Below are 19,988 nucleotides of genomic sequence, written 5' to 3'. Positions count from 1 at the left end.
CAAGGAGGCTCGTCATGTACGCGAAGCGGTGGAGATCCTGGCGATCGGGGTGGCGCTGGCTGGCACAGCGCTGCTGGTGGCCGCGTGCGGCGGTGCCGGTGACGAGGGCGATACCGGCGGCGGGCAGGCTGGCGAGCCCGCCAGCGGAGCCGGTTTCGACGGCACGACGATCAAGCTCGGCGTGCTGAGCCCGCTCTCCGGTCCCATCGCGGTGATCGGCCAGCCGTTGACCGAGGGCAACAAGGTGTGGTTCGACGCGCTCAACGCCAAGGGCGGCGTCGCGGGCAAGTACAAGGTGGAGCTGGTCCAGGAAGACACGCAGTACAAGCCCGACGTCACCGTGCAGCAGTACAACAAGGTGAAGAGCGACGTCGTCGCGTTCACCCAGGTACTCGGCACGGCGCCGACGCTCGCGGTGCTGCCGCTGCTCGACTCTGACAACATGCTCGCCGCACCGGCGTCGCTCGACGCGTTCTGGGTGCGGGAACAACACCTGCTGCCGGTGGGGGCGCCGTACCAGATCCAGGCGATCAACTCGATGCAGCACTACCTCACGGAGGGCGGCGGCAACCGGCAGTCGCGGATCTGCACGATGGTGCAGGACGACGTCTACGGCGAGGCGGGCCAGGAGGGTGTCGACTTCGCGGCGGAGCGGCTCGGCTTCACGGTGGCCAACACCCAGAAGTTCAAGGTGGGCACCGAGAACTACGCGGGGCAGATCGGTGCGCTGGCCGCGGCCCGCTGCGAGATGGTGTTCCTGACGGCGACGCCGACCGACGCGGGCAAGATCTGGGGCACGGCGGCGCAGGCGCGGTTCGGGCCGAAGTGGTACGCGCAGTCGCCGAGTTTCGTGGGCGCGCTGGCGAAGTCGGCCGTGGCGCCGTACCTGCGGCAGTACGTGACGATCGCCGCCGAGGGCACGGAATGGGGCGACACCTCGGTGCCCGGCATGCGGCAGATGATCGACGACGTCGAGCGGTACGCGCCGCAGCAGCAGCCGGACTACTACTTCGCGTTCGGCTACAACCAGGCGCGCGCGATGACGGCGGTGCTGGAGAAGGCCGTGGAGAACGGTGACCTCTCGCGTGACGGCATCATGAAGGCCAGCGAGCAGATCGGCACGGTGTCCTTCGACGGGCTCACGGGCGACTACACCTACGGCACCGCGGCGAAGCGCAACCCGCCTCGCTCGACGACGCTGTTCTCGGTGGACCCGAGCAAGCCCTTCGGCCTGGCCACGCTGAAGTACAACTTCACCTCCGACGCGGCCAAGCAGTTCGAGTTCCAGAAAGCCAACCCCTAGCCCACTAGCCCACCTGCCCCCAAGGCCACCTTTGTTGCGTTCAACGCACCAAAGGTGGCCTTGGGGGGCATTTCACTCACGCGGTGAGGGCTCCGTTGATGCCGGCTTCGATCGTGTCGGCCAGCAGGGTCAGCTCGGCTTCGGTGATCGTGAGCGGTGGGGAGACCACCAGCGTGTTGCCGCACAGCACACGCACGATCGCCCCGCGCTCACGGATCGCCTTCTGCGTGCGCGTGATCAGGCCCCTGTCGCCCGCGAGGACAGCGGCGTCGATCTCCACGGCGCCGATCAGCCCGGTGCCGCCGCGCACCTCGGCCACCGCCGGGTGGTCCGCCAGCCGGAGCAACGCGTCGTGCAGCGGTTTCTCCAGCTCCCGCGAGCGCGCCAGCAGGTTCTCCCGCTCCAGGATGTCCAGGTTCGCCAGTGCCGCCGCGGCCACGCTCGGGTGCCCCGAGTACGTCGGCCCGTGCATGAACGCGGCGCCCGGCGCCTCCCAGAAGACGTCCGACACCCTTGCCGAGACGGCGACCCCGCCCAGCGGCAGGTACCCGCTCGTGACGCCCTTGGCGAAGGTGATCATGTCCGGCCGCAGGCCCCAGCGCTCGACCCCGAACCAGCCGCCGAGCCTGCCGAAGCCGCCGATCACCGAGTCGGCGATGAACAGCACGTCGTGCTCTGCGCAGATCTTCGCCACCGCCTCCAGGTAGCCGGGTTCCGGCGGCCGAGCCCCACCCGCGCCGATCACGGGCTCCGCGAAGAAGGCGGCCACCTTCTCCGGGCCGATGCGCTCGATCGCCGCCCGCAGCTCCTCGGCGTCGTCGTAGGCGACGCGTGTGGCCTCGGCGACGAGCGGGCCGAAGCCGTCGCGGTTGCCCTCGATGCCCGCGATGCTGGTGCCGAGGCCGTTCGTGCCGTGGTAGGACTGCCGCCTGCTGATCAGGTGGGTCCGCTCGGGCTCACCCCGGCGCGCCCAGTACAGCCGCGCGAGCTTGGCCGCGGTGTCGATGGACTCGCCGCCGCCCGTGGTCAGGAAGATCTTCGCCTCGTCCATGGGCGCGAGGCCGGACAGCCGCCGCGCGAGCTCCTCTGCGGGCTCGTTGGAGTAGTCGTTGAACGTGAAGTAGTTGTCGAGCCGTCGCATCTGCGCGGCGACGGCGTCGACGATCTCCGTGCGCCCGTGCCCCACGTTGCAGTACCAGAGCCCCGCGGTGCCGTCGAGGTATCGCTTGCCGTCGCGGTCGTAGAGCCACACGCCCTCGGCGCGGTCCACGACGAACTTGTCGTCCTTGACCTCCGCCATGTTGGCGAAGGGGTGCCACAGCCGCGACTGCGCCGATCCGGTTGCCATCCCTCTCCTTTCGTTCAGGCCGTCGCGTGCGCGTGCAGGATGCGCGCCACGGCCTCGGTCACCCGCTCGGTCTGCTCGAGGTGCAGCCACTCGTCGGGCACGTGCGCGTTGTTCCCGGGGCCTCGCGGCCCGGTGACGACGAACTGCGCGTCGGGGTAGGCCCGCCCGAACAGGCCGAGGAACGGGATGGTGCCACCGAGCCCGAGCGCCCGCCAGGGCTTGCCGAAGACGTCGGCGCTCACTTCGTCCAATGTGGACTCCAGCCACGGCGCCCTCGGCGTGGCGTTCCAGCCATCGGCGGCCTCGGCCCTCGCCAGCTCCACCTGCGCGCCGAATGGTACGTCCGTGGTGAGCGCCTTCTCGATGGCCTGCAGCGCCGACCCGGCGTCGACGGTGGGCGGCAGGCGGAAGCTCAGCTTGAGGCTCGTGTACGGCCTCAGCACGTTGCCCGCGTCGAGGATCGGCGGGAGCCCGTCGGCCCCGGTGATCGAGAGCGTGGTGCGCCAGGTGTTGTTGAGCACCAGCTCGACGGGGTCGTCGGTGACGTAGCGGACCCCGTCGGCGAGCGGCAGCTGCGGCGCGAGGAACCCCTCCTCGGCGGCGACCCTGATCTCGGCGAGCCGGTCGGCGGGCACCCCCACCTCGAGTTCGGGCAACTTCATCCGGCCCGTGCGCGGGTCCTCGATGCGGTCGAGCAGCTCCCGCAGCACGCGGAAGCTGCTGGGCACGAGCCCACTGCCGTGCCCGGAGTGCACCCCTGAGGTGAGGACGCGGACGGTGAGGTCGAGGAAAGCGATACCGCGCAGCGACGTGGCGAGCCAGAGCCGCTCGTAGTCGGCGCCCGAGGTGTCGAGACACACCACGAGGCCGACGCGGCCGAGCCGCCCGGCGAGGTGTTCGAGGTAGGCGGCGAGGTCGGGGCTGCCCGACTCCTCGCCGGTCTCCAGCAGAACCACCGTGCGCGCGTGCCTGCCGTCCGCCGCGTGCAGCGCCTCCAGCGCCGTGGCCGCCGCGTACCCGGCGTAGCCGTCGTCGCCCGCGCCGCGGCCGTAGAGCTTCTCGTCCTTCACCACGGGCGTCCACGGCCCGAGTCCAGGCGACCACGTTCCCGCCGCGGGCTGCTTGTCGAGGTGGCCGTAAACGACCACGGTCTCCGGGTTGGTGGCCGCGCGCGCCGGGACGTCGAGCAGGAGCACCGGGGTACGCCCCGGTAGCTCCACGACCTCGGCCTTCGCTCCGGCGATGGGCCGCTCGGCGAGGTAGGCCCGCAGATGTTCGACGGCGGCGTGGAGGTGGCCGGTTCTCGGCCAGTCGGCGTCGAAGGCCGGGGAGAGCGCCGGGATGGCGACGAACTCGGAGAGGCCGGCCAGTGCCTCTCGCGCCCACAGGTTCCTTACCGTCTCCCGCACCAGTCGCTCGTCCATGCTCCTGATCGTGGCACGAAAGCTCTGTGGCACACGTCACAGTGGGTGTACCGGCTGGTATTGCCACGCCACCGGCGAACGGCCGGGTCTCCGGCGAAGGGCTGGTTAACGCCCGTTCGCACCACCGAATTTCGGCGGGCACATGGTCGGTCTTCCAAGCGTTTCCGCAGCTCAACAGCAGATTCGGGGCAACGAAACGGACTCGGGGCCTCTCCAGAACCGGCCGGTTCGTGCCAGGATGACGACGTGAACCGTCACCGCCGACGGATACCTGAGCGCTCGGACCCGAGACGCGAACGGTGGCCGCCGGTGCGCCGTAGCGACCGCCACAAGCGGCTGCGCGGCACGATCCCAAGGAGATAGCGCATGCCGTCCCCCGAACAGTGGACGCGCCCGGAGCCTGGCGCCGGACCGGCCGCGACAGCGGCGGAACCGACCCCAGAACAGGTGATTGCGGGTTTGCGAGCAACTACAGAAGGCGGTGCTGAGCTCACTCAGCTCCTGACTCCCGAAGGCGAGCGCGTCTCGTCGGCGATGTTCGACCCCTATGTCGCCGACATCGACGCCGAGGCACTGCGCGGACTCTACCGCGACATGGTGCTGGTCCGCCGCGCCGACCGGGAAGCGAACGCGATGCAGCGCCAGGGCCAGCTGGGCATCTGGGTTCCGCTGCTCGGGCAGGAAGCCGCACAGGTCGGCTCCGGCCGCGCGCTCAAGCCGCGCGACATGGCCTTCCCCAGCTACCGCGAGCACGGCGTCGCCTACACGCGCGGCGTCGACTTCCGCGAGCTGCTGGGCATCTTCCGGTGCACCGACCACGGCGGCTGGGACTTCCAGCAGCACCGCTTCCATCCGTACACGATCGTCATCGGCAACCAGGTCCTCAACGCCGCCGGCTACGCGATGGGCCAGAAGTTCGACGGCAAGGTGGGCGGAGCCGACGCGGACGAGACCGCCGAGGCCACCATCTGCTACTTCGGCGACGGCGCCACCAGCCAGGGCGACGTGCACGAGGGCTTCGTGTGGGCCGCGGTCTACGACGCGCCGCTCGTGTTCTTCTGCCAGAACAACCAGTGGGCCATCTCCGAGCCGACGGAGCGCCAGTCGCGACTGCCGCTCTACCAGCGCGCGCGGGGCTACGGCTTCCCCGGCATCCGCGTCGACGGCAACGACGTGCTCGGCTGCCTCGCCGTCACCCGCTGGGCGCTCGAGGAGTGCAGGCACGGCAACGGTCCGGTGCTGATCGAGGCGTTCACCTACCGCATGGACGCCCACACCACCACCGACGACCCCACGCGCTACCGGCTCTCCGACGAGCTCGAGGTGTGGAAGCACAAGGACCCCATCGAGCGGGTCCGCGTGCACCTGGCGCGCACGGGCAGCGCCGACCAGGAGTTCTTCGACGAGGTACAGGCCGAGGCCGACCGGTTCGCCGCCGAGCTGCGCGACTACTGCTTCAACATGCCGGAACCGCCGCCGGAGCGGGTCTTCGCCAACGTGTACGCGGAGCCCTCGCCGGTGCTTGAGGCCCAGCGCGAGGAGTACCTCTCCTACCTCGCGGGCTTCGGGGCGGGTGAGCACTGATGGCGGCTCCCGTGAAATCCACAGTAGACACTCCGACGTCGAGCGTGCAGAACCTCACGATCGGAAAGGCGCTCAACCTCGGCCTGCGCAGGGCGATGGAGGCCGACGACAAGGTCATCGTCATGGGCGAGGACGTCGGCAAGCTCGGCGGCGTCTTCCGCATCACCGATGGCCTGCAGAAGGACTTCGGCGAACACCGGGTGCTGGACACGCCGCTCGCCGAGTCCGGGATCATCGGCACCGCGGTCGGCCTCGCGGTGCGCGGCTACCGGCCGGTGTGCGAGATCCAGTTCGAGGGGTTCATCTTCCCCGGCTTCGACCAGATCTCCAGCCAGGTCGCGAAGCTGCACTACCGCACACAGGGCAAGGTCAAGGTCCCCATCGTCATCCGGGTGCCGTTCGGCGGCGGGATCGGCGCTGTCGAGCACCACTCCGAGTCGCCGGAGTCGTTGTTCAGCCACATCGCGGGGCTGAAGGTCGTCTCGTGCTCGAACCCGGTGGACGCGTACTGGATGATCCAGCAGGCCATCTCCGCCGACGACCCCGTGCTGTTCTTCGAGCCGAAGCGGCTCTACCACTCGGGTGCGCTCAAGGCGCCGGTCGACACCGCCGCCACGCCCGACCCGCTGTTCGCCTCACGGGTGCTGCGCCGCGGTGACGCGGCCACCCTGGTGGCCTACGGGCCTTCGGTGAAGGTGTGCCTCGACGCCGCGACCGCGGCCGAGGAGGAGGGCCGGTCGCTGGAGGTCATCGACCTGCGCACGCTCTCGCCCCTCGACCTCGAGCCGGTGTTCGAGTCGGTGCGCCGCACCGGACGGCTCATCACGGTGAGCGAGGCATCAGCCGAGTCGTCGCTGACCTCGGAGATCGCCGCCCGCGTCCAGCAGGAGTGCTTCTACTCGCTGGAGGCGCCGGTGCTGCGCGTGACCGGGTTCGACACGCCGTACCCGCCGTCGAAGCTGGAGGAGCATTTCCTCCCGGACCTCGACCGGGTGCTGCACGCCGTCGACCGCGCGCTGGACTGGTGAGGGGGAGGGTATGCCCGAGTACAAGCAGTTCCCCCTTGCCGACACCGCGGAAGGGCTGACGGAGGCGGAGATCCTCGGCTGGCGCGTGAAGCCCGGCGACGAGGTGCAGGTCAACCAGATCGTCGTGGAGATCGAGACGGCGAAGGCCGCTGTCGAGCTGCCGATCCCGTGGGCCGGTGTGGTCACCGAGCTGCTCGTGGAGCCGGGGCAGACGGTGGAGGTCGGCACGCCGATTCTCACGGTCGACGTTGACCCGCACGGCGCCGAGGCGCCCGCCGCGGCCGCCAACGGGTCCGCGCCCGCACCGCGGCAGGCCGCCGAGGAGGAGATGAAGCCCCTCGTCGGCTACGGCTCGAAGAACGTGGTCGCCAAGCGCCGCCCGCGCAAGGCAGCCGCGTCCGAGCCCACGGCGGTCGAGCCGGCACCGGTCGAGGCCCCACCGGTGGAAGCCGTGAACGGAGCCGCGGCACCGCCTCGCGGCGGGTACGTCCCCCTCGCGAAGCCGCCCGTGCGCAAGCTCGCCAAGGAACTGGGCGTCGACCTGCGCGAGCTCACCGGCTCGGCCGAGGGCGGCGTGATCACGCGCGAGGACGTGCGGCGGGCGGCGGAGCCCTCGGCACCGGAGCCGGTGCCGACCGGGGACCGGGAGCGGAGGGTGCCCATCAAGGGCGTCCGCAAGGCCACCGCGCAGGCGATGGTCGCGAGCGCGTTCACGGCCCCGCATGTCACGGAGTTCCTCACCGTCGACGTCACGCCGATGATGGAGCTGCGGGAGAAGCTCAAGACGAGCCCGGCGTTCGCGGGCGTCAAGCTCACGCCGCTCGCGTTCGCCGCCAAGGCCGTGTGCCTCGCCGCGCGCAGGACACCGGACGTCAACGCGGTGTGGGACGGCGAAGCTGGCGAGATCGTCTACAAGGACTACGTGCACCTCGGGATCGCCGCGGCCACCCCGCGCGGGCTCGTGGTGCCGAAGATCCGGGACGCCGACGCGATGTCGCTGGTGGAGCTGGCCAGGGCACTCGACGAGCTGACCGCCACGGCCAGGGACGGCAAGACGCCGCCGGAGGCGATGGTGAACGGCACGTTCACGATCACCAACGTGGGCGTGTTCGGCGTCGACACCGGCACGCCGATCATCAACCCCGGCGAGTCGGCCATCCTGGCGGTCGGCGCCATCCGCGACATGCCGTGGGTGGTGGACGGCGAGCTGGCCGTGCGCAAGGTGATGCAGCTGTCGCTCAGCTTCGACCACCGGGTGATCGACGGTCAGCAGGGCTCGCAGTTCCTCGCCGACGTCGGCGCGCTGCTCGCCGATCCGGCCGTGGCGATCACATACTAGGCCCCGATGCCGCGGCCCGCCTACGGGTGGGCCGCGGCGTCCGGGTGCCGCCTGCGTACGTGCGCCTCGGGTAGATCCGTGTCGACAAGTTCCACCTCGCGGGCGTTGAGCCAGGGACGCAGCCTCTCTGTGGGCCCCGCGGGCAGCCCCAGCTCACACGCCTCGAAGCGGGTGTCGATGAGCCACAGGTACGACGGCGCCCAGTGCAGGTCCCGCAGCTCGACGGAGCAGCGCTCGAAGCCGCAGCCTTCGACCACCACCTGCCCCATGCTGGTCTGGTTCAACCCGAAGGTGCCGCCGAAGTCCTCGAATTCGTAGTCCAGCGAGAGGTCCAGCCGGGAGTCGGCGAACTCGCACCGGTCGAACCGCAACGTCCCCGCCTTGACCAGCGCTCCCGAGAAGTCCAGCTGCTGCTGGTCGAACCTGGTGCGGTAGAAGTCGATGCACTGCCCGTGCAACTCCATGCGCCAGAAGTCGATGACCTTGCCGCCGAACTCCACGCCGACGAACTCCGCCCGCGCTTTCCCGAAGTAGGCGGAGCGAAAACTCGTCCGTTCCGAGGAGAACGTGGTGCCGTGGCAGCTCAGCAGCCCGTTGAAGGTCGTCTTCTCGAACGACGTGAGCGCGCCGGTGAAGCTCGCCCGGTCGAACGTCACGTCGCCGCTGAACGTGAGGCCGCTGAAGTCCGCGTCGACGAAGGTGACGCCCGTGAAGTCGAGGGCGACGCCGCCCCACCGCGCCAGCCGGTCGCGGATCACGCGCAGCACGGTGTCGCGGACCTCCCGTTCGGACTCGGCGTTCTCGTCCTCCGCCAGCCGCAGGTAGCCGCACAGGACGTCGACGCACACCTGTCGCTGGTCGGTCCAGTCGTCGGCGAGGCCGGCCATCGCGTAGATGCCCGCGATGCGAACGGCGGCGTTCTCGTGGGCGAGTTGTTCGGCTGCGGAGCCGAAGCGTTCGTTGAAGGCCTGCGTCTGCTCGCGGTCGCCCCGCTCGACCTCCAGGTCGTGCTGGGCCTCCGCCACCCGCTGCTTGCGCAGGTTGAGAGCGAGCAGCACCACCCCGCCGAAGCCGGCGACCACCGCGAGCGCGATCTTGAGCAGCTCCAGGGTCTGCGCGACCCCGAACTCGCTCGCGGCGGGGAACCGGGGCCAGCCGAGCAGCCACAGCAGCCCGGCCGCGGTGCCGCTCGCCACGAGCACGGCCACGAGGAGCCAGCCGAGCACCGACGCCGCGATGCCCGAAGGCACGAGCTTCGAGAGCCGTTCGAGCACGCGTGCCAGGGCGAACAGCACCGCCCAGGGCCGAGACCACCGGCCGCGCCTCGCGCCGACCCTGATGATCATCAGCGCCGCCACGATCAGCGCCCCGACCACCACGAAGCGCAGCACGTCCCAGGTGAAGATCCCGCTCACGAGGGGTGACGTTATCCATTCAGCGCGCAGCGCGGGAGCAAAAGGGCCGACTCACGCGTTGTCCGGGTATGGCAGTCGTGTTCTTGCTGTACCTGGTCGCCGAGGTGGCCGCCGTCTGGGCGGTCGCTTCGCTGATCGGGTTCCTGCCCACGCTCGGCGTGCTGCTGGCCGGGGCCTTCCTCGGCTCGTGGCTCGCCCGCCGCGAGGGGGGCAAGGCAGCACGCGCGTTCATGGCCACCGCGCGGTCGGGGCGGTCCCCGCACGCCGAGGTCACCAACGGCATGCTCGTGGGCCTCGGCGGGCTGCTGATCCTGATCCCGGGCTTCGTGAGCGACGTCTTCGGCCTGCTGTTGCTGCTGCCGCCGACGCGTGCGGTGGTGCGCAAGGCGTGGGTGCGCCGCATCGAGAAGCGCGCTCCGCTCGGCTACCCGGCGCAGGGCCGGGTGATCGTGGTCGACAGCGAGGTCGTCGGCGACAACAAGGGCGACCAGGACCCGCCGCCGCGCATGATCATCGACTCGCAGTGACCTACGCGCCCTTGGGTATGTCGAAGTAGCTGCTGAACCGCACCGCCGGCGCGTACTCGCCCTTCACCTTGACCTTGCCGGTCACGAACATCGTGGCCACGGCGGCGTTGCCCGTCGCCATCCTGATGAAATCCTCCACGGCCACCGTGATCGTCGTGTCCGCGGTCCGGGCGCAGTCGGCGCTCGAAACGCACCGGCCGTCCTCTATCACCGTCTGGAACCGGTCGAAATCCTCGGAGCCGTCCGGAAAGCGCCAGCCGACCACGATGCTCAGGTGCTGAGCCTTCTGCGGCAGGAAATGATCGGACATTCGCCTGAAGATCTCGTCGAGAAACACCGCGCGCAATTCCGGGTGCTGCGCGATTCCTTTGATCTGTTCTTTCGAGGCCCGGCCGACGATTCCGGCGAGCACCTCCGTGGACAACGACGTGAGCGACACCCCCGCGCCCGCCGTGTCCAACATGTGGAGGGTTTCGAGCAGCTGAACGAACTGCTCGGTGCTCAGCGCCCGCACGTCGATGCTGCGAGCGAAGTCGTCCAGGACGCTTTCCGAGGACACGGCGTAAGGTTACTCAGCGGTAGATAAGGCGGCAAACCGAGCGGAACCTCCCTGCCGGGTAGCGTTTCCGGGAGGACAGGAGGTTCTGGTGACCGAGGACGTAAGACGCTCGCCCGAACGGGCTAAACGGCTACCCCGAGCGGTGCGGGAGAAGCAGATTCTCGACGCCGCGGTGGCGGTGTTCTCGCGTCACGGCTATCACTCCGCGTCAATGGACGAGATCTCCGATGTCGCGGGCGTGTCCAAGCCGATGATCTACAGCTATCTCGGCGCCAAGGAGGACCTGTTCATCCACTGCATCCGCCGCGAGGCGGGCAGGCTGCTGCAGGCCGTGCAGACCGGCATCAAACCGGACGTCCCGCCGGACATGCAGCTGTGGCACGGGCTGCGCTCGTTCTACGGGTTCGTCGCCGAGTACCGCGAGTCATGGACGGTGCTGCACCGGCAGGCACTGACCGTGGGCGGCCCGTTCGCGGGTGAGGTCGACGCGCTGCGCAGCAAGGCGATCGAGCTGGTGTCCGGGCTCGTCGTTTCCGCCGGCGCCCGCAAGGGGCTCGCCGAGCAGGCCGAGTTCTCCGGCGAGGGGCTCGCCGCCGCGCTCGTCGGCGCCGCCGAGTCGCTTGCCGACTGGTGGCTCGACCACTCCGACGTCTCCGACGGGGTGCTCGCGTCGTGGCTGATGAACCTGATCTGGCTCGGCTTCAACGACCTGGTCGAGGGCGAGGTCTGGCGGCCTACCGAGTCGTGATCGTGCCCTCGAGATGGGGCTTTGGCTTGCGCGCGTTCCACAACTCCAGGGCCCACCCCTCATCGGTCCGCCAGGTCGTGAACGCGACCTTCGCGGGCAGCAGCACGGGCAGCTTGAACCGCACGTCGACGGTGTAGGCGCCGGGCAGCCTGCCCTCGAACGCGGCGAGGCTGCGGGCCTTGGTCCACATGCCGTGCGCGATCGCCGACGGGAAGCCGAACAGCTTCGCCGTGAGCCGATACAGGTGGATCGGGTTGCGATCGCCCGACACCTCGGCGTAGCGGCGCCCGATATCGGACGGCACGTGCCAGATCGCGTCCGCCGACGGCGCCGCGAGCTGCTCCTTCCTGCCGCCCGAACCGGACCCGCCGCCCCGCCGCAGGTACGTGCTCACGTCGGTCCACACCGTCTCGCCGCCCGCGATCGCCTCGCTGACGACGTCGAACTGCCTGCCCTTCTCGTGCGGGCGCAGGTGCTCCGCCCGCACCCGCAGCGTCAGTTCCTCGCCGATGCGCACCGGGCGGTGCTGGGTGATGCGGTTGGCCACATGCACCATGCCCAGCAGCGGGAACGGGAACTCCTGCTCCGACATCAGCGCCACCTGCAACGGGAAAGCGAGGATGTGCGGATAGGTGGCCGGCAGCTCGTCGGTGAGCCGGAAGCCGCACACCTGGTTGTACGCGGCGACGTGCGCCGGGTCGGCGACCACGCCCGCGCGCACGTACTCGATCTCCGGCAGGGTCTCGCCACCCGCCTTGCGCAGGCCGCCGACCACCGCCTTCGGGTACAGCTTCGACAGGCTCGGCGCCTCGGTGAGCTCCTTGACCGTCATGTCACGCCCCCAGGAACGCCTGGCCGCACACGCGCACGACGTTGCCGTTGACCGCCGAGGAGCCGGGGTTGGCGTACCAGGCGATGGTTTCGGCGACGTCCACGGGAAGGCCGCCCTGGGCGAGGCTCGACAGCCGCCGCCCGACCTCGCGGATCACCACCGGAACCGCCGCGGTCATCTGCGTCTCGATGAAACCGGGGGCGACGGCGTTGATAGTGCCGCCGTACTCGGCGAGCCTCGGCGTGCCGTCGTGGACCATCCCGATCACCCCCGCCTTGCTGGTGGCGTAGTTGGTCTGGCCGAGGTTGCCCGCGATGCCCGCGATCGAGGAGACGCCGATGATGCGGCCGTTCTCCTTGAGTACCTTCTCGGCGAGCAGCGTGTCGTTGACGGCGAGCTGGGCCACGAGGTTGACGTTCAGCACGGCGTCCCACGCGCTGTCGCTGAGGTTGCCGAGCGTCTTGTCCCTGGTGATGCCCGCGTTGTGGACGACGACGTCGACGCCGCCGTGGCGCTGGGTGAGGTACTCGGCGAGCTTGGCGGGCGCGTCGACGGCGGTGATGTCGAGTTGCAGCGCCGAGCCGCCGATCCTGTTGGCGACGGAGGAGAGGTCGCCGCCCTGCGCGGGGATGTCGAGCGCCACCACGTGCGCGCCGTCGCGCGCGAGCACCTCGGCGATCGCGGCGCCGATGCCCCGCGAGGCGCCCGTCACCAGCGCGACCTTGCCGGCAAGGGGCTCCTCCCAGCTCTCCGGCGCCCGCGCCGTGGTGACGCCGCCCGTGCCGATCCGGATCACCTGGCCGTCGACGAACGCCGACTTCGCGGAGAGCAGGAACCGCAGAGTCGACTCGGTCGCGTCCTCGGCTCCCTCGCCGACGTAGACGAGCTGCGCCGTGGCACCGCGCTTGAGCTCCTTGCCGACGGAGCGGGTGAACCCTTCGAGCGCGCGCTGCGCGATGTGCTCGCGGCCCTGCGCCTGCTCGGGCGGGGTGCCGAGCACCACGACGCGCCCGTTGGCGGCGATGCGGCGGATCACCGGGTGGAAGAAGCGGTGCAGCTCGCGCAGCGCTGCGGGCTCGGTGATGCCCGTGGCGTCGAAGACCAGCGCGCCGTAGCGCACGTCGTCGGCCGCGGCGGTGTGGACGTCCAGCCCGATCGCGCCGAGCTGGGTGGTGAGTACCTTCTCGAGCCTGCCACCGGGCGCGCTGCCGAGAAGTGCGGGACCATCGAGAGCGGGCTGTCCCGGCCGGTAGCGACGCAGGGTCGGTGGGTTCGGCAGGCCGAGCCTCGGCACCACGAACTTCCCGACCGGTGTCCTGGTGAACCGCTGATACCTGTCAGCCATCGGATTGCCTCCCGTGCCGATTGTGCACCGCCAGCCTAACCTACTCGCGAGTAGGTTACACTCGCCAGTGGGTGCGTGAACGCTGACCAGGAGGAGCCATGACCTCAGCGCAGAAGCCGGAGAAGGCACGCAGGACGAGCACCGGCAGCAGGCGAAGCAAAGCACAGACAGTGCGCAAGGTCGCGATCATCGGAGCCAACCGGATCCCGTTCGCCCGCTCCAACGGTCCCTACGCGAACGCGTCGAACCAGGACATGCTCACCGCGGCCATCGACGGGCTGGTCAGCCGCTTCTCCCTGCAGGACGAGCGGCTCGGCGAGGTCGCGGCCGGCGCGGTGCTCAAGCACTCGCGCGACTTCAACCTCGCCAGGGAGTGCGTGCTCGGCAGCAGGCTCTCGCCCGCCACGCCGGCCTCCGACGTGCAGATGGCCTGCGGCACGGGCCTGCAGGCGATCGTCAACGTCGCCAACAAGATCGCGCTGGGGCAGCTCGACTCGGCCATCGCGGGCGGCGTCGACACCACGAGCGACGCCCCGCTCGCCGTCAACGACAGCCTCCGCAGGCTGCTGGTGCGGCTGAACGCGGCCAGGTCGCTCGGCGACCGCCTCAAGCTCCTCGCCAAGATCCGGCCGGGCCACATCGTGCCGGAGATCCCGCGCAACGCGGAACCGCGCACGGGCCTGTCGATGGGCGAGCACGCGTCCCTCACCGCCAACACGTGGGAGGTCACGCGCGAGGAGCAGGACGAGCTCGCGGCGACCAGCCACCAGCGGCTCGCCGCAGCCTACGAACGCGGGTTCTTCGACGACCTCGTCACGCCGTACCTCGGCCTCACCCGCGACCAGAACCTGCGTCCCGACTCGACGCCGGAGAAACTCGCCAAGCTCAAGCCCGTCTACGGCGGGCCGGAAGGCACGATGACGGCGGCCAACTCGACGCCGCTCACCGACGGCGCCTCGACGGTGCTGCTCGCGACCGAGGAGTGGGCCAAGGAGCACAACCTGCCGGTGCAGGCGTACCTGACCTTCTCGCAGACGGCGGCAGTCGACTACGTCCACGGCGAGGAGGGCCTGCTCATGGCGCCCGTGTACGCCGTGCCCCGGCTGCTCGACCGCGCCGGGCTCACGCTCGGCGACTTCGACTTCTACGAGATCCACGAGGCGTTCGCCTCGCAGGTGCTCGCCACGCTCAAGGCTTGGGAGGACCCGACGTTCGCCAAGGAACGACTCGGCCGCGACGAGCCGCTCGGCTCCATCGACCGCGACAAGCTCAACGTCAACGGTTCCTCGCTCGCCGCGGGACACCCGTTCGCTGCGACCGGGGGCCGGATCGTCGGCACGCTCGCGAAACTGTTGCAGGAGAAGGGATCCGGCCGGGGCCTCATCTCGATCTGCGCGGCGGGGGGCCAGGGGATCACGGCGATCCTCGAAAGGTAGTTCGCGCACGGCGGAATCGCACGACTTTTGTCGGGGGGCGCTCCTAGTCTGGCGTGATGTCCGACACCGACAAGGGAGTCGCGGTCAGGGCACGCGGCCTCGTCAAGCACTACGGCACCACCCGGGCACTCGACGGCGTGGACCTGGAGATCCCCACCGGGCAGGTACTCGGCCTCCTCGGGCCGAACGGCGCGGGCAAGACGACCACGGTCCGCATCCTCACCACCCTGCTGCTGCCCGACTCGGGTGAGGCCGAGGTGGCCGGGCATGACGTGCTGACCGACCCCGACGGCGTGCGGCGCTCGATCGGGCTCTCCGGCCAGTACGCGGCGGTGGACGAGAACCTCACCGGCTTCGAGAACCTCTACCTGGTCGCCCGGCTCTACGGGCAGCGCAAACCGCAGGCGCGCAAGCGCTCGCGCGAGCTGCTCGCCCGATTCCGCCTCGACGAGGCCGCCGACCGGCCCGCGAAGGGCTACTCGGGCGGCATGCGGCGCAGGCTCGACCTCGCGGGCGCGCTCGTGGCCGAGCCGAGCGTCGTGGTGCTCGACGAGCCCACCACCGGGCTCGACCCGCGCGGCCGGATCGAGATGTGGGAGGTCATCGAACAGCTCGTCGCCACCGGCGCCACCGTGCTGCTCACCACGCAGTACCTGGAGGAGGCCGACCGGCTGGCCGACTCCGTGGTGGTGATCGACCGGGGCAAAGTCATCGCCAGGGGCACCCCCGACGAGCTCAAGAACCAGATCGGCGGCGAACGGCTCGAACTCGTCGTGGCCGCCGCCGAGGAGGTGCCGCTCGCCGTGCGCGTGCTCGCCGAGGTCGGCAGCGGTGAGCCCGCGGCCGACGAACGCTCGCGCCGCGTCGAGGTCCTGGTGGACACCGGCACCAAGGCCTTGGTCGAGGCGCTGCGCAGGCTCGACGCGCTGGACGTGGTGGTGCAGGACGCGGCGCTGCACCGGCCGACGCTCGACGACGTGTTCCTCTCGCTCACCGGGCACGGCACGACCGAGGAGGTGCCGTCGTGACCGCTCTGGCCAAGGTGTTCTCCGACAGCGGCGTCATCACCTGGCGCAACGTGATGAACGTGCGGCGCAACCCAGAGTGGCTGCTCGGGGCCACGGTGTTCCCGATCATGTTCGTGCTGATGTTCGCCTACGTCTTCGGCGGCGCCATCGGCGGTCCCGGCGGCGACAGCGTGGAGTACCGCGAGTTCCTGATCGCGGGCATCTTCGCGCAGACCGTGGCGTTCAACTCCTCCTACACCGTCATCGGCTTCGCCAACGACCTGCAGAAGGGCATCATCGACCGGTTCCGCTCGCTGCCGATGTCGCGCTTCGCGGTGATCCTCGGGCGGACCACCGCCGACCAGGTGCTGAGCGTCGTCGTGCTGGTGGTGATGTCGACGTGCGGCCTGCTGATCGGCTGGCGGATCCGCGGCAGCGCCTTGGACGCCGTGCTCGGTTACCTGATGATCCTGCTGTTCGCGTTCGCGTTGTCGTGGGTCGGCGCCTACATCGGGCTCATCACGCCGAGCGTCGAGGTCGCCAACAGCGCGGGCCTAATCTGGATGTTCCCACTGACGTTCGTCTCCTCGGCCTTCGTGCCGCAGGAGAGCCTGCCCGGTGTGCTGGGCACGATCGCCGACTGGAACCCGTTCACGGCGGCCGTCAACGCCACACGCGACCTCTTCGGCAACGCGAGCCCGGCCGGGTGGCCACTGCCGTCGGGCTGGCCCGCCGAGAACGCGGCGCTCTACGCGATCCTCAGCTCGGTGGCGATCATCGCGATCTTCGCTCCGCTGGCCACCGCGCGGTACCGCAGGGTGGCCAGCAAATAGGTCCGCGGGCGGGCGCAGGAGGGTTCCGCCACGTCAGCCATCCCGAAACTCGCGCTGGGCGCGGTCAGCGGGAGAGCGCGGACTCGACGGCCTTGGTGGCCTTGCCGGTCGCCTTGTCGACGGCCTTCGTGGCCCTGCCGGTCGCCTTGCCCGTCCTGCGCTGCACGGTGCTCGCCGTGTCCTGCACCTGATCCACGGCCTCGTGCGCGGCCTTCTTCGCGCGCCACGCCACGGACGGCTTGCCCTCGGTGTCGGCCGCGGCGAGCAGGAGTCCGCCCGCGAGACCCGCGTTCTTGAGGAACTCGACCAGCTGCGCCTGCCGCTGCTCGGAGTCCTTCTCCTCCCAGAACGGGTGGCCGGCGACGGTCGTGGGCACGAGGCTGCCGAGCAGCATCAGTGCTGACACCCTGGGCATCCGGCCCAGCGCGAGCAGCGTCCCACCGACGATCTTCACCGCGGCATCGATCTTCACCAGGCTCACCGGATCGGTCGGCACCTGGTCGGGCAACGAGTCGGCCTGCGGCGCGACGGTCTTGTCGACCAGCGGCTTGGCTGCCTGCGCGTGGCCCTCGGCGTCCCGCAGAGCGTTGATGCCGCCGGAGATGAAGATGGAGGCGAGGAGCGGGCGCGCCACTCGACGGAGAATCATCGCGACCTTCCTTGACGAGGAGAAGCAGTGCGCCAGGAAACTACCCACTACTCGCCGTCTTCACCCATCTACGGATTTCTAGCGTCCACGCTAGAAAGGGCTAGCGAAGCGGATACGACTTCGGGAGCTTGAACCCGCGCTCCTCCGCCACCTCGCGCAGCCGGTCCGGGTAGTCGGTGATGATCCCGTCCACCCCGTCGTCGATCAGCTTGTGCATGGTTGCCTTGTCGTTGATCGTCCACGGGATCACCTTCAGCCCGGCGCGGTGCGCCTCGTCGACCAGCGCCTTCGTCGTGAAGGGGACGTAGTCGGGGTCGGTCACCGAGCCGCCCTGCGGGTTGCCGTGCACCGGGGACAGCGCGCTCGCGCCGAACGACTTCACCGCGCGCACCGGGCTCCCGCCGAAGTCGTCGATGTCGAGCCCGCCGAGCCACGGCGACTTCCCCGGCTGGCCGACCTGCAGGAACTCCGGCTGGGTCAGCGCGACCACCGGCAGCCACGGCGCCCGCTCCCGCACCAGCATGAGCGCGCCCCAGTCGAAGCTCTGGATCGAGACGTTGCGGGCGAAGCCCGAGCGGAGCACCTCCCGCACCACACGGTCGACGAACTGCTCACGCGGAGCGGTCTCGTGCGGCGCCGCGGCCTCGACCTTGGTCTCGATGTTGAACTCGACGTGCCACGCTCGGTGCTTGCGCACGAGCGCGAACAGCTCGGCCAGCGTCGGCATCTTCGCGCCGGGGGAGAGCTCCTGGTCGGGGTGGTTCGGCTGCCGCTGTGAGCCGCAGTCGAGCGTGCGGACCTGGGCGAACGTGAGGTCCTTGATGTACTTGCCCGCGTACGGGTACTGGGGGTCGCCTGGTGTCACCGGCGCGGTGTCGGCGCACTTCGCCGGATTGATCCTGCGGTCGTGGGTGATCACCTCGCGGCCGTCGCGGGTGATCTGGATATCGAGCTCCAGCGTGGTGACGCCGAGCGTCAGCGCCTTGGAGAACGCGGCGAGCGTGCCCTCCACAGTGAGCCCCAACCCACCGCGGTGGGCCTGGATGTCGAAGGTCTTGTGCTTCGGCTTGGCGGTGGCGACGCCGGTGAAGGCGACTATCGCCACCAGCCCGGTCGCGAGCACCGCGAGTGTCCGTTTCGTCATGGTCACGTGGCGACGCTCGCACGCGTGGGTGACAGGCAGGCGAACCGGAGCTGTCCGCGCGGGACACGCCGATAACCGTTTCTCGCGCAATATCGGTCTCGCGCTAGAGAACCCAATAGTGTCGTAGCGATGGACCCCGTGCGGAATCCGTTCGCCCCGGGCGCAGGGCAGCGCCCACCGGAGCTCGCAGGCCGGGAGCGCGAGCTCCAGGCGTTCGAAGTGGTGCTGGAGCGAGTCGCGCGTGGCAGGCCGGAGCGCAGCCTGATGCTGACGGGACTGCGCGGCGTGGGCAAGACCGTGCTGCTGGGCGAGCTGCGCTCGATGGCGATCCGGCGTGGCTGGGGCGCGGGCAAGGTCGAGGCGCGCCCCGACGCCGAACTGCGCAGGCCGCTTTCGGCCGCGTTGCACAGAGCGATCCGTGACCTCGCCGTGCGGCACCGGGCACCCGAACGGGTGGACGAGGTGCTGGCCGTGCTCAAGGCGTTCGCGCTCAAGGCCAACAAGCCGGACGCGAAGCTGCGCGATCGCTGGCAGCCGGGCATCGACGTGCCCCCGGCGCAGGGCAGAGCCGACTCCGGCGACATCGAGATCGACCTCGTGGAGCTGTTCACCGACGTCGCCGAGCTGGCCACCGATGTCGGCACCGGGGTCGCGCTGCTGATCGACGAGATCCAGGACCTGGTGCCGCAAGACGTCTCGGCGCTGTGCGCGGCGTGCCACGAGCTGTCGCAGTCCGGCGCCCCGCTGGTGGTGGTGGGTGCGGGCCTGCCGCACGTGCCCGCCGTGCTCTCGGCATCGAAGTCGTACTCGGAGCGGCTCTTCCGCTACACGCGCATCGACCGGTTGAGCAGGGGAGACGCCGACCGGGCCGTGCTCGCACCCGTCGAGCGGGAGGAGGCGGAGATCGCCCCCAAGGCGCTCGACGAACTGTTCACGGCCTCTGGCGGCTACCCGTACTTCGTGCAGGCGTACGGCAAGGCCGCGTGGGACGCCGCGCCGTCGAACCCGATCACCGAGGAGGACGTGCGGGTCGCTGCGCCCGAGGCCGAGGCCGAACTGGCGGTGGGCTTCTTCGGCTCACGCGTCGAGCGGGCGACACCTGCCGAGCGGGAGTACCTACGCGCGATGGCCGAGCTGACCCAGGGCCGGGACGAGAGCGCGGGGACGTCGGACGTGGCCGTCTTCCTCGGCCGCAAGCCGTCGTCGCTCTCGCCGGCGAGGGACAGCCTGATGAAGAAGGGGCTCGTCTACTCCGCGGAGCGCGGGCACATCGCCTTCACGGTGCCGCACTTCGGCCAGTACCTACTCAGCCGCGTCGACGATTGAGCCTTCTACAGCTTTCTAGCTCCGCGACTATAGAAAGGTAGACAAGGCTAGCGGTCAATCCTGATCGGAGAATGACCTCCGTCACCTACGATCTTTCGGCGAGTAAGCCATCTCACCGGATGATCGCTGGCGACTTTGTGA

The 19,988-nt window shown here is 70.0% G+C and carries 18 protein-coding genes; 10 read left to right on the top strand and 8 right to left on the bottom strand.

Annotated elements, in window-relative coordinates; genetic code table 11:
* The first annotated feature begins 28 nt into the window (after nucleotides 1-28).
* Nucleotides 29-1,303 carry an ABC transporter substrate-binding protein gene (locus DI005_RS02150; protein ID WP_113641098.1) on the top strand — a complete coding sequence of 425 codons (1,275 nt, stop codon included), beginning with the start codon at nucleotides 29-31 and terminating at the stop codon, nucleotides 1,301-1,303.
* 76 nt (nucleotides 1,304-1,379) lie between these two features.
* Here DI005_RS02150 and DI005_RS02145 read toward each other — a convergent pair whose 3' ends face one another.
* Together DI005_RS02145 and DI005_RS02140 are read right to left on the bottom strand one after the other, a co-directional pair.
* Nucleotides 1,380-2,651, bottom strand: coding sequence for an aspartate aminotransferase family protein (locus DI005_RS02145; RefSeq protein WP_228713554.1), 1,272 nt, complete (start codon nucleotides 2,649-2,651; stop codon nucleotides 1,380-1,382).
* A gap of 14 nt (nucleotides 2,652-2,665) precedes the next feature.
* Nucleotides 2,666-4,075 carry a M20/M25/M40 family metallo-hydrolase gene (locus DI005_RS02140; RefSeq protein ID WP_113641097.1) on the bottom strand — a complete coding sequence of 470 codons (1,410 nt, stop codon included), beginning with the start codon at nucleotides 4,073-4,075 and terminating at the stop codon, nucleotides 2,666-2,668.
* Between the two features lie 366 nt (nucleotides 4,076-4,441).
* Between DI005_RS02140 and pdhA the strand changes: the two genes are divergently transcribed.
* The 3 genes from pdhA to DI005_RS02125 are packed head-to-tail and all read left to right on the top strand — an operon-like array spanning nucleotide 4,442 to nucleotide 8,026.
* The gene (gene pdhA, locus DI005_RS02135) at nucleotides 4,442-5,659 is read left to right on the top strand and encodes a pyruvate dehydrogenase (acetyl-transferring) E1 component subunit alpha (RefSeq protein WP_112265680.1); all 1,218 of its coding nucleotides are present in this window, start codon (nucleotides 4,442-4,444) and stop codon (nucleotides 5,657-5,659) included.
* Nucleotides 5,659-6,687 carry an alpha-ketoacid dehydrogenase subunit beta gene (locus DI005_RS02130; protein ID WP_112265682.1) on the top strand — a complete coding sequence of 343 codons (1,029 nt, stop codon included), beginning with the start codon at nucleotides 5,659-5,661 and terminating at the stop codon, nucleotides 6,685-6,687. Before pdhA ends, DI005_RS02130 begins: the two co-directional genes overlap by 1 nt.
* A 10-nt stretch (nucleotides 6,688-6,697) precedes the next feature.
* Nucleotides 6,698-8,026 (top strand): dihydrolipoamide acetyltransferase family protein, encoded by a 1,329-nt coding sequence (locus DI005_RS02125; protein ID WP_113641096.1) that lies wholly within the window; start codon nucleotides 6,698-6,700, stop codon nucleotides 8,024-8,026.
* Between the two features lie 20 nt (nucleotides 8,027-8,046).
* On the opposite strand, the gene DI005_RS02120 is transcribed toward DI005_RS02125, so the two are convergent.
* Nucleotides 8,047-9,441, bottom strand: coding sequence for a pentapeptide repeat-containing protein (locus tag DI005_RS02120; protein ID WP_113641095.1), 1,395 nt, complete (start codon nucleotides 9,439-9,441; stop codon nucleotides 8,047-8,049).
* Between the two features lie 68 nt (nucleotides 9,442-9,509).
* Here DI005_RS02120 and DI005_RS02115 point away from each other — a divergent pair, with 68 nt between their 5' ends.
* Nucleotides 9,510-9,968: an FxsA family protein gene (locus DI005_RS02115; protein ID WP_113641094.1), complete on the top strand. Its 459-nt coding sequence runs from the start codon at nucleotides 9,510-9,512 to the stop codon at nucleotides 9,966-9,968.
* Between the two features lies 1 nt (nucleotide 9,969).
* Here DI005_RS02115 and DI005_RS02110 read toward each other — a convergent pair whose 3' ends face one another.
* Nucleotides 9,970-10,431: an SCP2 sterol-binding domain-containing protein gene (locus DI005_RS02110; RefSeq protein WP_112266716.1), complete on the bottom strand. Its 462-nt coding sequence runs from the start codon at nucleotides 10,429-10,431 to the stop codon at nucleotides 9,970-9,972.
* 184 nt (nucleotides 10,432-10,615) lie between these two features.
* On the opposite strand from DI005_RS02110, the gene DI005_RS02105 reads away from it, so the two are divergent.
* Nucleotides 10,616-11,275 (top strand): TetR/AcrR family transcriptional regulator, encoded by a 660-nt coding sequence (locus DI005_RS02105; protein WP_112265690.1) that lies wholly within the window; start codon nucleotides 10,616-10,618, stop codon nucleotides 11,273-11,275.
* Here DI005_RS02105 and DI005_RS02100 read toward each other — a convergent pair.
* Both DI005_RS02100 and DI005_RS02095 read right to left on the bottom strand, forming a co-directional pair.
* The gene (locus DI005_RS02100) at nucleotides 11,262-12,107 is read right to left on the bottom strand and encodes a MaoC/PaaZ C-terminal domain-containing protein (protein ID WP_112265692.1); all 846 of its coding nucleotides are present in this window, start codon (nucleotides 12,105-12,107) and stop codon (nucleotides 11,262-11,264) included. The two genes, DI005_RS02105 and DI005_RS02100, sit on opposite strands and share 14 nt — an antisense overlap.
* 1 nt (nucleotide 12,108) lies before the next feature.
* Nucleotides 12,109-13,452: a 3-oxoacyl-ACP reductase gene (locus tag DI005_RS02095; protein WP_112265694.1), complete on the bottom strand. Its 1,344-nt coding sequence runs from the start codon at nucleotides 13,450-13,452 to the stop codon at nucleotides 12,109-12,111.
* A 98-nt stretch (nucleotides 13,453-13,550) separates the two neighbouring features.
* Here DI005_RS02095 and DI005_RS02090 point away from each other — a divergent pair, with 98 nt between their 5' ends.
* The 3 genes from DI005_RS02090 to DI005_RS02080 are packed head-to-tail and all read left to right on the top strand — an operon-like array spanning nucleotide 13,551 to nucleotide 16,728.
* Entirely contained in the window at nucleotides 13,551-14,888 is a 1,338-nt protein-coding gene (locus tag DI005_RS02090; RefSeq protein WP_113641093.1) for an acetyl-CoA C-acetyltransferase, read from the top strand.
* A 56-nt stretch (nucleotides 14,889-14,944) separates the two neighbouring features.
* A complete protein-coding gene (locus DI005_RS02085; protein WP_112265698.1) occupies nucleotides 14,945-15,916 on the top strand; it encodes an ATP-binding cassette domain-containing protein in 972 nt (323 codons plus the stop codon).
* On the top strand, nucleotides 15,913-16,728 hold the full coding sequence (locus tag DI005_RS02080) for an ABC transporter permease (RefSeq protein ID WP_112265700.1): 816 nt from the start codon (nucleotides 15,913-15,915) through the stop codon (nucleotides 16,726-16,728). The genes DI005_RS02085 and DI005_RS02080 overlap by 4 nt, the downstream gene beginning before the upstream one ends.
* 64 nt (nucleotides 16,729-16,792) lie before the next feature.
* Here the strand turns inward: DI005_RS02080 and DI005_RS02075 are convergent, their stop codons facing one another.
* Both DI005_RS02075 and DI005_RS02070 read right to left on the bottom strand, forming a co-directional pair.
* Nucleotides 16,793-17,377 (bottom strand): DoxX family protein, encoded by a 585-nt coding sequence (locus tag DI005_RS02075; protein ID WP_112265702.1) that lies wholly within the window; start codon nucleotides 17,375-17,377, stop codon nucleotides 16,793-16,795.
* Between the two features lie 100 nt (nucleotides 17,378-17,477).
* Nucleotides 17,478-18,521 (bottom strand): glycerophosphodiester phosphodiesterase, encoded by a 1,044-nt coding sequence (locus DI005_RS02070; RefSeq protein ID WP_113641092.1) that lies wholly within the window; start codon nucleotides 18,519-18,521, stop codon nucleotides 17,478-17,480.
* Between the two features lie 129 nt (nucleotides 18,522-18,650).
* Between DI005_RS02070 and DI005_RS02065 the strand changes: the two genes are divergently transcribed.
* The gene (locus tag DI005_RS02065) at nucleotides 18,651-19,847 is read left to right on the top strand and encodes an ATP-binding protein (RefSeq protein WP_112265707.1); all 1,197 of its coding nucleotides are present in this window, start codon (nucleotides 18,651-18,653) and stop codon (nucleotides 19,845-19,847) included.
* Nucleotides 19,848-19,988: the final 141 nt, after the last annotated feature.

The organism is Prauserella sp. PE36 (genome assembly GCF_003311655.1).
GTDB classification, from domain to species: domain Bacteria; phylum Actinomycetota; class Actinomycetes; order Mycobacteriales; family Pseudonocardiaceae; genus Prauserella_A; species Prauserella_A endophytica.
The sequence above is the reverse complement of the archived record's forward strand: the minus strand, read 5'-3'. Positions and strand labels throughout refer to the sequence as shown.

Coding starts and splice junctions, on each gene's coding strand:
- DI005_RS02070 (WP_113641092.1), bottom strand. CDS start 18,521: ATGACGAAACGGACACTCGCGGTGCTCGCGACCGGGCTGGTGGCGATA.
- DI005_RS02140 (WP_113641097.1), bottom strand. CDS start 4,075: ATGGACGAGCGACTGGTGCGGGAGACGGTAAGGAACCTGTGGGCGCGA.
- pdhA (WP_112265680.1), top strand. CDS start 4,442: ATGCCGTCCCCCGAACAGTGGACGCGCCCGGAGCCTGGCGCCGGACCG.
- DI005_RS02095 (WP_112265694.1), bottom strand. CDS start 13,452: ATGGCTGACAGGTATCAGCGGTTCACCAGGACACCGGTCGGGAAGTTC.
- DI005_RS02130 (WP_112265682.1), top strand. CDS start 5,659: ATGGCGGCTCCCGTGAAATCCACAGTAGACACTCCGACGTCGAGCGTG.
- DI005_RS02110 (WP_112266716.1), bottom strand. CDS start 10,431: ATGTTGGACACGGCGGGCGCGGGGGTGTCGCTCACGTCGTTGTCCACG.
- DI005_RS02085 (WP_112265698.1), top strand. CDS start 14,945: ATGTCCGACACCGACAAGGGAGTCGCGGTCAGGGCACGCGGCCTCGTC.
- DI005_RS02100 (WP_112265692.1), bottom strand. CDS start 12,107: ATGACGGTCAAGGAGCTCACCGAGGCGCCGAGCCTGTCGAAGCTGTAC.
- DI005_RS02145 (WP_228713554.1), bottom strand. CDS start 2,651: ATGGCAACCGGATCGGCGCAGTCGCGGCTGTGGCACCCCTTCGCCAAC.
- DI005_RS02075 (WP_112265702.1), bottom strand. CDS start 17,377: ATGATTCTCCGTCGAGTGGCGCGCCCGCTCCTCGCCTCCATCTTCATC.
- DI005_RS02115 (WP_113641094.1), top strand. CDS start 9,510: ATGGCAGTCGTGTTCTTGCTGTACCTGGTCGCCGAGGTGGCCGCCGTC.
- DI005_RS02065 (WP_112265707.1), top strand. CDS start 18,651: ATGGACCCCGTGCGGAATCCGTTCGCCCCGGGCGCAGGGCAGCGCCCA.
- DI005_RS02090 (WP_113641093.1), top strand. CDS start 13,551: ATGACCTCAGCGCAGAAGCCGGAGAAGGCACGCAGGACGAGCACCGGC.
- DI005_RS02125 (WP_113641096.1), top strand. CDS start 6,698: ATGCCCGAGTACAAGCAGTTCCCCCTTGCCGACACCGCGGAAGGGCTG.